Source organism: Desulfobaculum bizertense DSM 18034 (genome assembly GCF_900167065.1).
Lineage (GTDB): Bacteria > Desulfobacterota > Desulfovibrionia > Desulfovibrionales > Desulfovibrionaceae > Desulfobaculum > Desulfobaculum bizertense.
This window is the reverse complement of sequence record NZ_FUYA01000007.1, coordinates 112,725-125,348: the sequence shown is the minus strand read 5'-3', so window position 1 is coordinate 125,348 and position 12,624 is coordinate 112,725. Positions and strand designations below refer to the sequence as shown.

General features: G+C 52.4%; 10 protein-coding genes. 1 reads left to right on the top strand and 9 read right to left on the bottom strand.

From position 1 onward, the window contains the following. From xerC to ybgF, 3 genes are read right to left on the bottom strand one after another with little or no spacing between them, the layout of a single operon-like run. On the bottom strand, positions 1–930 hold the full coding sequence (gene xerC / locus B5D23_RS11130; protein WP_144012609.1) for a tyrosine recombinase XerC: 930 nt from the start codon (positions 928–930) through the stop codon (positions 1–3). Between the two features lie 32 nt (positions 931–962). After that, a complete protein-coding gene (dprA, locus tag B5D23_RS11125) occupies positions 963–2,195 on the bottom strand; it encodes a DNA-processing protein DprA (RefSeq protein WP_078685515.1) in 1,233 nt (410 codons plus the stop codon). 12 nt (positions 2,196–2,207) lie between these two features. Continuing rightward, positions 2,208–3,128 (bottom strand): tol-pal system protein YbgF, encoded by a 921-nt coding sequence (gene ybgF, locus B5D23_RS11120; RefSeq protein WP_078685514.1) that lies wholly within the window; start codon positions 3,126–3,128, stop codon positions 2,208–2,210. A gap of 201 nt (positions 3,129–3,329) precedes the next feature. Between ybgF and B5D23_RS11115 the strand changes: the two genes are divergently transcribed. Beyond that, positions 3,330–4,361, top strand: coding sequence for a hypothetical protein (locus tag B5D23_RS11115; RefSeq protein ID WP_078685513.1), 1,032 nt, complete (start codon positions 3,330–3,332; stop codon positions 4,359–4,361). 111 nt (positions 4,362–4,472) lie between these two features. Here B5D23_RS11115 and B5D23_RS11110 read toward each other — a convergent pair whose 3' ends face one another. From B5D23_RS11110 to B5D23_RS11085, 6 genes are all read right to left on the bottom strand, one after another. Beyond that, positions 4,473–7,292, bottom strand: coding sequence for a chemotaxis protein CheA (locus B5D23_RS11110; RefSeq protein ID WP_078685512.1), 2,820 nt, complete (start codon positions 7,290–7,292; stop codon positions 4,473–4,475). A 75-nt stretch (positions 7,293–7,367) separates the two neighbouring features. After that, on the bottom strand, positions 7,368–7,739 hold the full coding sequence (locus B5D23_RS11105) for a response regulator (protein WP_078685511.1): 372 nt from the start codon (positions 7,737–7,739) through the stop codon (positions 7,368–7,370). A gap of 9 nt (positions 7,740–7,748) precedes the next feature. Further along, on the bottom strand, positions 7,749–8,510 hold the full coding sequence (locus B5D23_RS11100; protein ID WP_078685510.1) for a chemotaxis protein CheW: 762 nt from the start codon (positions 8,508–8,510) through the stop codon (positions 7,749–7,751). After that, positions 8,497–9,279: a ParA family protein gene (locus B5D23_RS11095; protein ID WP_078685509.1), complete on the bottom strand. Its 783-nt coding sequence runs from the start codon at positions 9,277–9,279 to the stop codon at positions 8,497–8,499. Before B5D23_RS11095 ends, B5D23_RS11100 begins: the two co-directional genes overlap by 14 nt. A 504-nt stretch (positions 9,280–9,783) precedes the next feature. After that, positions 9,784–10,659 (bottom strand): CheR family methyltransferase, encoded by an 876-nt coding sequence (locus B5D23_RS11090; RefSeq protein ID WP_078685508.1) that lies wholly within the window; start codon positions 10,657–10,659, stop codon positions 9,784–9,786. After that, positions 10,659–12,587: a HEAT repeat domain-containing protein gene (locus tag B5D23_RS11085; protein ID WP_078685507.1), complete on the bottom strand. Its 1,929-nt coding sequence runs from the start codon at positions 12,585–12,587 to the stop codon at positions 10,659–10,661. Before B5D23_RS11085 ends, B5D23_RS11090 begins: the two co-directional genes overlap by 1 nt. Positions 12,588–12,624 lie beyond the last annotated feature (37 nt).

The window sequence follows — 12,624 nt, the reverse complement described above, 5'->3', positions numbered from 1 at the left end:
TTATTTCTTTTTTGCAGCACGCGGATGCGCCTTGTCATAGGTCTGCATAATTTTCGACATGGTCAGATGCGTATAGCGCTGAGTGGTGGAAAGCCGAGAGTGCCCCAAAAGTTCCTGAACACTGCGCAGGTCTGCGCCAGCCTCCAAGAGATGTGTCGCAAAACTATGCCGCAGCATGTGCGGATGCACCTTTTCTGGCAGCCCTGCTTCTGTCGACAGCTTTTCCAGAATGCGCGACGCCTGCCGACGCTGGAGCCGACCACCCCGATCGCCCAAAAACAGCGCTTTTTGCGACGGCATACGAGAAAACTCTCCACGAACCTTCAGATACGCCCCAAGACGCTGCACCCCTGCCCCTGACAGTGGCGTCATTCGTTCCTTTGAGCCTTTACCAAAAACCCGCACCACAGCAGAACGCAAATCAAGATCTTCCAGATCGAGCGAAAGCGCCTCGCTAATGCGCAAACCAGAGCCATACAGCAACTCGGCAAGCGCGAGGTCTCGGAGCGCACGCGGGTTATCTGCGGCTTCTGCTTCCATCAGTGCCAAAGCCTGATCCACATTCAGCGCCTTGGGGTGATGAATTTCCTGCTTGGGATTTCGCACCCCTGAACTGGGATTATGCTGAATCTCACCTTCACGCGCCATGTATCGAAAAAACGTCCGAAGTGAGGACAGCTTTCTGGCGACGCTTGTTTTTGCCATACGCTGGCGATGAAGCTCCGCCATAAACGACTGAACATCCTGTCGCTCAAGTTCGGCCGGGCGTTCAAGGGTTTTACTTCTGGCATTCAAAAAATTTTCAAACTGCTCCAAATCCCGATCATAGGCTCGAATGGTGGCGACGCTATAGCCCTTCTCCACCTCAAGATACTGTCGGAATGCCCAAACAAGACTTGGATTTGCCTTTTTCTGTCTACTTTTCGTCATACGAAACGTCATACCCTTTTCAAAAAAAATCATCACGCACTCAAAACATATTCCATACCCGGAAGCTGGTGCACCCGACCATCGAGTTCAAGCATCAAAAGTGCAGAACTGGTCCGCGATGCCTCCCACCCAAGCTCTCGGGACAAGGCATCAATATGTGTCTGCGTACGAGCAGAAAGCAGTGAAGCCACTGCAAACTCATCAGAATCCTGCTCCAGTCCCGCAAGACAGGATGAAGCCAACGCCGTTTCTGGAGGCTGTCTTTTCTCGCTCTCAAAATCATCACGAGGAGCCATGTTCATGTGCGGAAGTTTCGACTGATGCGGCGACATGACGGGCTTTCGCCCGGCAAAGGGACTCTTCCCTTCAAGGCATGCCGTAATCTGCGCCGACAAATCCAGAATAATTTCGGAGGCTGAATGAATTTCATGCGCTCCATCCTCCAGCAAATGCCTGCATCCCTCAAAGCTTGGCGTTCCTTCTGGCCCATGCAGGGCATACACTTCACGGCCCTGATCCAGTGCCAGCCGCGCCGTAATCTGCGTTCCGCTTCGCTTGGCAGCCTCCACCACAACAACCCCAAGGCTCAGCCCGCTAACTAAACGGTTTCGGATATGAAAATTTCCCGGAAGAGCTTCCGTCCCCGGTGCAAATTCAGAGAGGAGGAGTCCTCTGCTTTCGATTCGCCTGCGCACATCGCTATTTTCCAGAGGAAAGGTCTGGTCAAGTCCCGTTGCCAAAACGCCAATCGTTGCCCCCGGCCCCTCAACACTGGCAAGATGCGCCTGCCGATCAATGCCCCGGGCCATGCCAGACACCACAGTAATGCCCGCAGCGGACAGCTCACGACAAATCCTTCGGGCCATGTTAACGCCCGCAGTACTGCACATTCGCGATCCAACAACAGCAACGCAAGGATTCTTGAGCAGGGAAATCTGCCCAGAATAATACAAAAAAAGCGGAGGGTCCGGGAGCTGGCGCAACGCCTCAGGAAAACGTGGATCAGTAGACAGGACAACACACTGCCGATGGATACGCGCAGCCGCGTGCTCCTCTTCCTGCCCCTGCTCCCATGTTTTGGATACAAAAGAGTCGTACTGCCGGGCCGACACCAGACGGTGCTCTCGCCACGAGGCATAATCCTCCACGGCTTCTGCCGCAGAGCCATAAAAATCACAGAGGCGTTTCCATGTCCGTGGACCAATATGCAGACAGTGGCGCAAGGCAAGGCAGGCCCGATATTCTTTGAGCTGAGCGTGGTTCACAACAAGTTTTTCCTACCAGTTCCGAAGCGCAAGGCGACGCCGGGCAAGTCGAGCTGGCTCAGTGTTCGGGTAGTCCTGCACAACAATTTTGAGATAAAACGCAGCGTTTCGTGCATCTCCAAGCTTTTCATAGGCATAGCCCGTCTTGAGCAGGGCCGCAGCAGATTTTTCGTGCTTGGGATAGCCTCTGGTTACAGCCTTAAAGGCGAGTATGGACTCTGGGAAACGTTTTTCAGAATAAAAACTTTCCCCAATCCAGTAACGGGCATTCGGCTGCAACTCGTGGCGAGGATATTTTTTTATGAAATGATTCAAAAGCTCTCGTCCCTTGGCGGGCCTGTCTTCCAGCACAGCGCGAAGCCCTCTGTCATAGAGGTCCTTGGCTTTGGTCGCCTGCACGTTCACACGCGAAACTTTCTTAACCGGGTGAGCCTGCGAAGACTGTTTGTGGACGACAGCTTTGGAAACCTTTTGAGGCTGAACATTGTGCGCCGGGGGGACACATGGAGCCTGACGCGAGGCAGGAGCTTTTTTACTGGGAGCCGCTGCGACCTTTGCGGGAGCAGGTTTTCTGCGAGGATGTTTCCGCAAGGGGCAAACGTACGGAGTGCGTGTTTTCTTTTTTTGCGGACGAAGGCTTTTCCGCTCTGGCGGCGGGGTCTTCATCTGAGAAGAAGCGGCCAGACGTGGTGCAGCCTTTCCCTTTTGAACGCGCGAATCAGCGAGTTGAGACGCTTCGAGCACTGCCAGACGTTTTTCCAGGGCATCAAGGCGGTCGCGCTGCTGCAACTGGTCTTCCTGCAACTGCACGGTCTTTTCCTCGACACTTTCCAAACGCCAGCCATCACGTACGGAATACGTCATTCCCTGACAGCCACAGAGAACAAGACACAGACACCCGCTCAGAAAAGTATACCGTAAACGAACAGCCATTTTCCCCTCCTCGTCTCTCACAGTCAGGATATGCCGCTGTCAAATCGTACCGCGATTTTTACAGGTTCTTCAAGTATGCTCTTTCTCACAGGCAGCACAGGGACCAGTGTCCGGCTTGCCCTGTGCACTTTTTTAGGGCAAAAAAAGCATCGCCTATGTCAAACAGGTTTCTGTTTGCTGAACCCTTAAGGAGACTGCTGTATGTTTTTCCCGGAATTGAGTCCCATGCTGCTCGGGGCGTCTGTCCCTTGTTCTTCGGAACTGGCAGCGAGCGGCATCATCACTAACTATGGGGTCTATCCCCTGGCTGTGCTTTTTGCGCTCCATCTCACAGCCGTACTCACAGCCATGGGAGCTTTTCCTGTCGCTGTTGCCTGTGAGTTCCTCGCCGGGGCCAAAAAGAAAATCTTCTTCAAAAAGTTTGCCCAGCAGCTCAGCAAACTGGGCTTTTTTGCGACTCTTTATCTTCTTCTGGCAAGCGCAGCCAGCCTTGCCTACATGTATGTCAAAAAGCCAGCCTTTGCCCAGCCCTGGATTGACGCACCTCTCGTGCTCGCTCCCATGCTTGGTGCACTCGTGGCCTATGTTCTGTGTGCTGGAGCCTACTCCATGAGCTGGAAAAGCTCCCGCAAGGCTCCCACGCCGCACAAGGCGCTTGGCATCCTGACCGTGCTGCTGCTCGTTGTCATGTGTGCCATTTCGCTCTCCACCAAGCTCGTTGCCATGATTCTGCCAGCTCTGCCGCCAGAAAGCATCAACCCGCTTGTAGTTATCATCCGCGGTGCAGGCTCCATGCTCTTCCTGCCCCTGCTCATTCCTTTCCTGCTGGATGCACTGGCCTGTGCCTCCGCCGCAGGGCTAGTCTGGCTTATTCTGCGCCGAAACCGTGACGACTGGGGCCGCGACTACTACGCCTTTGCTGCACGCACAGGCGCTGGCTGGGCCATTGCAACAACGCTTCTCGCCCTCTGCGCAGAAGGCTGGTCTGTCTGGGCCACCATGCCCATGCTCTCTGGTTCTCCCATGCAGCAGTACATGCCCATCGTCGCCGGAGCTGGAGCCGGAGCAAGTGTTTTGGCCTGCCTGTTCTGGGCGTTTATTCTCCGCTCCCAGACGCCCATGCGTCACAAATTTTCCATGATAAGCGGACTTGTTCTGCTCGTTCTCGGATTCTGTGCCTTTGGCGTTGCCAGCGCATTTCTGGTTCTCCAGAACATCGCTCCGCTTGCCTAGCAGATTCCTTTTCCCCAAAAAAAATAAAGCCCGCACGGCGCAAGCCTGCGGGCTTTTATATTGCCTTGCGCAAGAAAAAAGGCCGGACACTCAGGCCCGGCCTCATTAGATTTAGATAACGCGCATCGACATGCGGTAGATTTCATGAGGATCAAGAATGAGTACGACAGAGCCGTCACCCATGATCGTTGCCCCAGAAATCCCCTCCTTGTCGCCAAGGTACGCCCCAAGAGGCTTAATAACAATTTCCTGACGTTCCAGAAGGCTATCAACAATAAGCCCAAGACGTCGATTCCCGTCCTGAATCACCACCACAGGGAGCTGCTCGCGCTCCTCAAGGTTTGGATCAAGCTCCAGAATCTCGGACAGCTCCATAATGCCGAGCACTTCATCCCGCATAGTCACAGCCTTGCGGCCATTCACTTCGGTAAGGATATCAGCATCCAGCTTGGTCGTCTCAGACACAGATTCCAGCGGAATCGCATAGGTCTGTCCAGACACCGTCACCATCAGAGCATCAATAATAGCCAAGGTCAGCGGCAGGGACAGGGTAAAACAGGTTCCCTTGCCAATTTCCGTATTGATATTAATTGAGCCTTTCAGATTCTTGATGTTGGTTTTGACAACATCCATGCCCACACCACGGCCAGAAATATCCGTCACCTTTTCTGCCCCAGAGAATCCCGGTGCAAAAATCAGCTCAATGGCCTGCTGATCGTCAAGGTTCTTTGCTTCCTCTTCGGTCACAATCCCCTTGCGAACACCAACCTCGCGCATACGCTGCGGGTCAATGCCACGACCATCATCCTGAACTTCGATGTTGACCGAATTTCCTGCGTGATAGGCTCGCAGCCACACACGCCCGGTCTCAGGCTTGCCAAGACGAAGACGCTCTTCCGGCGGCTCCAGTCCGTGGTCAACAGCGTTACGCAAGAGGTGCACCAGCGGATCGCCGATCTCCTCAATAACGCTCTTGTCCATTTCTGTTTCCTCGCCCTCGGTAATCAGCTCCACAGCCTTTTGGCTCTTGCGGGACAAATCACGCACCAAACGAGGGAAACGGGTAAAGACCGTTTTCACTGGCATCATTCTGACCTTCATAATTGTATCCTGAAGGTCATCAGAAATACGGGCCATTGCATAGGTGGTTTCGGTCAAATTCGAAGCCACGTCCTGAATGTCTAGCTGCTCTCCGCCCTCTTCCAGATGGCGGGCCAGCATAGCAAAACGGTTGCGGTTAATGATAAGCTCACCAATCAAATTCATCAGGTGGTCGAGCTTGTCATGATCCACACGGATAGTCGAAATTTTTGCTTTGTTTCGCTTGCTGCTTTCAACAGGCTTTTTCCCGGCTTTCTTGGCAGGTTTCTTCGCAGCCTCAGGGGCTGGAGCTTCATCCTTTGCCGGGGATGCTGTCTCAGCAGACGGCTGTGCGCTCTGAGCAGACTCTGCCGTCTCTTTCAGCACTGGGGACTCATCCACAACAGGAGCCGAAGTAGCCGGTTCTGGGGCCGCAGCCTCTTCTTCCGCCTTCTCAAACTGTACCTTGAGCACTTCCACCGTGGCTTTAATCTGATCAGAAATGATAGAGCATTCCTGTTTCAGGATGTCGATCATCAAGCCAAAATCCATATCTGAATTTCGTGCCTGATCAACCAGACCGGCTGTACGCTTGGCGTTCAGGCTTATGTCGTCAAAGCCCATATAGCCCGTGGAATTCTGCACCGTCACCAGCGAGCGATACAGGGCATCAACATAATTCTGTTGCCCAGAGTCCTTTTCCAGCTCTACAAGGGCCAGATGAATGGCTTCCTGCTGCTGGCGAACCGTATCAAGAAAAATCTTCACGTCTTCCGGGTCCACCCCATCCAGACCAGACTCTTCTGTTTCACTCAGAACGTCCTCGGCCTTGCCACCCTGCGCTGCGCTTTCAGACTTGGCAACAGGTGCTTCCTGTGCAGTCACGGTTCCGGTCTGCGAGGCCAGCTGCAAACGGGCAAGCAGCTCAGCAGTGCCAACAGGAGTCACTTCGCCGCTTTCAATGTTCACGCCATTGACCAGCGACTCAATAACGTCCGCCACCTGGAGCAGCAAATCAACCAGCTCATGGCTCACCGCAATATCTTTGTGGCGTACCTTGTTGAGCAGGCTTTCTGCCTCATGAGTCAGGGCGTTCAGCTCGGAATATCCAACGATTCCACTGTTTCCCTTGAGGTTGTGGAAATACCGGAAAATATCGTTCACAGTTTCCTGAGGCTCATCCAGCTGTTCCAGACCAAGCAGTGACTGGTTCAGATTCTGGACAATCTCCTGCGCCTCTTCCACAAAATCAGTCAGGTGCTCATGGGTCGAAACAGACAGGGCATACGCCTCAAGGCTTTCAGCAACAGGGCTGTTCTCTGGTTCCGGGCGCTCGGCAACGGCAAGATCTCCGGCAGCCTCGGCCTCTGGAGCAGAAGGTGCCGGCGCCGCAGAAACTGGCGCGGCAGGCTGTGCTGACGCGGCTTCCGGTGCAGAAGCCGAAGCTCCTCCAGCCTGCTCCTTCATCAAGGCATCCAGCTTGCCAACAATCGGACTAATGTCGACATCGCCTTCGCTCTCTTCAGTCTCCAGATTCTCAATCATGGTTCGCAAAACATCAGTCGCATTCAGAATCACGTCCATAATGTGCGACGTGGTTTTCATTTTGCCTTTGCGCAACTCATCCAGAACATTTTCTGCCCGGTGAGCAACCATGTTGATTTTATCCAGCCCCAAAAAACCAGACGCTCCCTTTAGGGAATGCATCGGGCGAAAAATTTCATTGAGCAAGTCCAGATCTTCCGGATTACTTTCCAGCTCCAAAAGATTCGGCTCAATCGTTTCCAGGTGCTCTTTGGCCTCAATGATAAAATCTGAAAAAATTTCAGGATCCATGAACTCCTGATTCATTGCCCCACCTCAAAGGTTCGGCCTCCGGTCACAACAACTGAGGGCCATTGGATGTATACCAGGCTTCCCCGAAAGCTATGCTCCAAGAAGCATTTTGACATTCTTCACCATAGATTCAGGCTGCGCGGGCTTCACCATGTACAGATTGGCACCAAGGTTCATGCCCGTACGAATGTCCTGCTCCTGCCCCTCTGTCGAAAGCACGACAATTGGAACATCTCGATATGTCTCCTGCTCGCGAACGGTCTTGATGAACGTAAAGCCATCCATTCGCGGCATATTCACATCGGAAATAATCAAATCGACATGAGCACAGGAATAGAGCTTTTCCAGCCCATCAAGCCCGTCCTCAGCGGTCGTAACAAGGAATCCTTCCTTTTTCATAATAAAGGCGACGAGATTCCTTACAGTTTTAGAATCGTCCACTATCAGAATATGTTTAGACATTTTTCTCCCCTATGCCATGAGAACATGCTGAACTATGCGGTCTACAGATAATATCCCGACAAGACGCTGGTCATCAGCTTTCAGCAGCCCCATCACGTACTCGGCATCACTTCCTAGGTGGCTCTCCACGTGCCAGTCTATTCGGTTCTGCTCGACTCGATACATCGTCTTCACCGTTTCGATAAGCAAACCAAGTTGCAATCCTTTTCGGCGACATACCATAATAAATCGACACCCATCACCATCTTCACCTCCGCCCAAAAGCGACCCCGTTGTAATAAGCGGCGTCACATGGCCCCGAAGGTTCACAATGCCTGCGACGTAAGCCGGGGCAGACGGCAGTTTGGTTGGTGTCACGTATTTAATGACCTCCTGAACAGCCTCAATAGGAACGGTGTATTCCTGACCATTGAGCGTGAAGGCCACAAGCTGAAGCGAGTTTTCCTCTTTCAGCTTTTCTTCAAAATCATCAGCATCCACAGTTTCTGCCGGGGCCGCCTGCTCCAGATTTTCATCACATTTTTCTGGTGCGGTAGGCACTCCAGCACTCTTCTCTGCTCCTGCACTATGTTCCTGCTCCTGGGGCTGTGCGGCAAAACTCGTCACCGACTCAGCCTGCACAGGTCGCGGCAGAACAAGGTCGCCCTGTCCATTTTCCGCAGACACTCCAAGAAACTTTTCCACAAACGCCTTTTCTGAGTCAGAAAGCGTTTCCGTTTGTGGCTCAACAGGAAAATCTCGATCGATGAAATATTCTTCAGGAGATTTCATCTTTTATGATCTCCTTGGCTAACAGCGTGTATTCTAGCGCGCCCCGTGACTTCGGACTGATTTCATAAATCACCTTGCCCTTGGCGCTCGCCTCTCGAAAATTCGTATCAAGGTTGATGACCGTATCAAAAACCCGACTTTTCATCTTTTTTCGCAACAAATTCAAAACACGACGGCAGGCCCCTGCCCGACGATCAAACATCGTCCCAAGCGTCATGAACTGGAGCGGATGCACCAGAACCTTGTTTAAGGTCCCCATTGTGTCAAAAAGTAGTCGCAGCCCATGAAGAGCCAAAAAATCCGTCTGGATTGGAATGATGACAAGGTTTGCCGAGACTAAAGCGTTCACCAGAAGCACCCCCACATGAGGCGGGCAGTCCAGAACAATATAGTCGTAATCATTCTCTATGCATAAAATGGCCCGACGAAAAATACCACCCCGCCCCTGACGCTCTTTCAGGTCCACCTCAAGATCAGAAAGGCGGATGCTCGCCGGAACAAAATCAAAGCCCGGGCCTTCCTCGTGGTGAATAATCTCAGGCCAGATCATCCCTGCATCGCTCTCGTCTGCGTAAAAGATATCCAGCACCGAAGCCTCAATCTCTTCCGGGTAGTGTGCGAGGTGTATTGACGCGCAGGCATGGGGGTCCATATCAATCACAAGCGCCCTCTTGCCTTCGCGCACCAGCGCAGCTCCAAGGCTCAGCGCCGTCGTCGTCTTTCCAACGCCGCCCTTTTGGTTTGCTATGGCAAGAACTTGCGCCCCCACGGTATGACTCCATTTTTGGTGGTATACTTGTTTTTTTTATTATTAGGGGCGCTGCCCCTAATACCCCGCAAGGGACGCTGTCCCTTGACCCTGCCCAAGGACGAGGCCCTTGGGAATCCCGCTTTCGCTGGAGTATGGGGTTGAGTGGGATGAGAGCTATGCTCTCCTCTCCATCAACCCCATACTCCAGCTAGTGGGCGTCCCGTGTGTTCTTTTTCTTTGCGCTTCAACCCTTTCTTTCTGAACGCTCGCGTTCAGAAAGAATGTGGTGGCAACTCGCAGAAGAGAAAGACTTTCTCTACGCCTTCTCACCCAAGTTTGAATTTCATTCACGCGAAGCGTGGAGGGAATTCAAACTCGATGAGGATACGTAAGGGAATCATTCCCTTACGCGGGGGTTTGGGGGCTGGCCCCCAACTTCCCCCTCCCGCCCATCCAGCCCTCGCGGGCTGGGGCTGGCCCCCAGCCAGTCTTCTTCCTCAGCTAACCTAGAGCCTTACAACGCTATAATTTTCGATAAATAATAGCGCCGGGGTAATGCACAGGTTTAAATGCTCTTGATATATTGTGCAACGATTCTGAGTGTCCAATGAGCAAGTACCCACCAGCGAGCAAGTTGTCGTAAAAGGAGTTAATGACCTTTTTTTTCATAATGTCGTCAAAATAGATGATGACATTTCGGCAAAAAACGATGTGCGACCGTTCAACGCGCTTGAGCTGCATCCTGTCGCTCAGGTTGATCTGCCCGAAAGTCACGAGCCGTTTCACAGAGGGCTTAATCTTGTACTTTCCATTTTCATTCTCAAAATAGCGAGGAATGAATTCCTTGGGAGTCGTTCGGAGAGAATACTCAGAATAGACACCACGCCGGGCCGCAGCGAGCACCGCGTCAGAGAGATCGTTCGCAGTGATGCGAATATCCCACGCGGCAATTTCGGAACGCAGGACTTCGTGAAGCTGCATCGCGGTGGTGTAGGGTTCCTCACCTGTGGAGCACCCTGCAGACCAAATACGAATCCGCTTTTCGCCTTTTCTGCGCTGCTCCTCGACGAGTTCTTTCAACACGTTCTTCTGAAAGACATCAAGCTGCGGCGGATTGCGATAAAAGCTTGTTTCGTTGGTCGTCACGACCTCAAAGAGCTTGGTCAACTCTTTGCGACGCTGCATGTCATACTGCAAAAAGTAATAATACTCACTAAAGCTTTTAAGATTCAGCTCCTTGAGTCTATTCCGAAGACGATTTTCCAGCAAATATTTCCGATTATCAGCGATGAAAATTCCGCTTTTGGAGTAAATGAAATCACGAAGCTGGGTAAATTCCTCCGCAGAGATGACAAAATCCTTCTTGAGAGTAGCAGAATGAGTAAACAGCGCTGACATTATGCCCCCTCCCCTGCCTGATCTTCCTGAATTTTTTCGAGAGATCGCTCCGCGGTTCCAGCAATTTCATAATCATCCACGGCGATAAGTTCGAGAAGCGTCGAGAAGGCGACAGGCCCGCCGATTTCTCCCAGAACCTCGATAGCTTTGATCTGGACGAGCCGGGAGTCAGAGTCGATGCACTCCACAAGCCGTGGGGTTGCATCAATGGCCTGATGTCGCCCAAGGGCGTCAATGGCTCGAACCCGAACCCAGTCATCTTCATCATCAAGGGCGCTCACAATGATTGGAATCACGTCTGACTGCTGCACTTCCGCAAGCAAATCGACAACGGCAAGGCGCACAGACTGATCCTCGTCATTGAGCCGAGAAATAATAACTGGCAGCCAGGCACTGAGACCATTTTTCAAATTCGAAAAGGCCTCAATCGCGGCTTTGCGTACATCTGGCGATTCATCTTCAAGGGCGATCTTGATTTCTTCAAGGTTGCCAACGCAGTCCAAACGCCCAAGCGCGTACACAGCCTTGGCCCGATGCTCTGCCTCCGGGCTTTTTGCGAGGACGACAAAACGCTTGCTCATTTCCGCGCCACCAATGGCGACACAGGCTTCGAGGGCGACATCGCGAACATCTGGGAATGGGTGCTCCAAAAAGCCAAAGACAACGGCTCCGGCTTCGGATTCCTTGACCATTTCGCCAAAGTAATGAAGGGCGCCTTTGAGCACTCCGCCGTCATTGTGCCGATTCAGCACATCATAGAAAAAATCTTTGACTGGTGCGCCGCATTCCCCAAGCACATGAATAATGAAACGCTGCACATCGCGTTCGACCTGCCAAAAGACATCCGTCAGCAACGTACAAACCTCATCGCCTCCGATGCGGTTCAAAACGTCCACGATAATCATGACCTGATGCGTGTCAGAACTGTGGAGTCCCTGCACAAGGGTGTTTGTCATACCAATTGAGGCAAGGGCCGAGATAGCAGCTTCAAGACGCTCCTGATCGTGCTCAGGGTCCATTGCAACGGCGAGGTTCAAAACTTCTTCCGAGGCTTTTTCCCCTCCAGTCACACCAAGCCCCTGAATGGCAGCGTCCTGAATACTCGTGTCGCTGTCCTGCAAGGCCTCAAAAAGATACTGTAAAAAATCTGCCTGCTCTTTTTCTGTAAGCAAGGTTAATGACTGCGGCCCAAGAATCTGAATGACAGCCTTCACGATCTTGTTTCGCAGAGCCTCTGGGGCACCGTCCATGTTCCGGAGCAAAAGCGGAACAGCCTTAATATTTCCCATCTCACCAAGGGCATCCACAATCATGGATGCGACCAGCACGGAGCAGGTACTCAAGGCTTTTGCCAAAGCCCCAACGGATTCCTCATCCCGAACTTTGGCCAGCGCTTCCACAACGGCAAACTGAACCCATTCTTCATCCTGCAAGGCTTTGTTCAAAAAGCGGGCGCCATCTGTCATTCCAAGCTCGCCAAGGCTAATGGCGGCCTGATTTCTCACGTTGACAGCGGGATCTTTGAGCAACATCTGACCAAGCGGAAGAACAGCATCAGGGCTCGCACTGGAGCCGAGAATGTCCGCAAGAAAAATTCTGACATCCGGGTCAGCGTCATGCTGAAGCGCAAGCAGTGGAGCCATTGCCTGTGCGCTAATTTCCCGGAGTATATCCATAGAGAGGTTACGAACAGGTGCACTTTCTGAACGCAGCATAGGGATAACAGCCTTTGCGGTCTCTTCTCCTCCAAGATGTCGCAAAGCCATGTCAGCCGCGTCCTGCAATCCGAGATTATCTGTGAGCAAAAGGTTCGCCAGAAGAGGGATAGCGTCACGGCAGCCTTGCTCTCCAGCAAGAAATGCAGCCTCTCGCATTTCTTCGGGGCTTCCGTTTTGAAGCACGTCTGTAATTTCAACGCATGTTTCCATCAATATTCATCCTTTCAGCACTCTCTCTGCGAAAGAA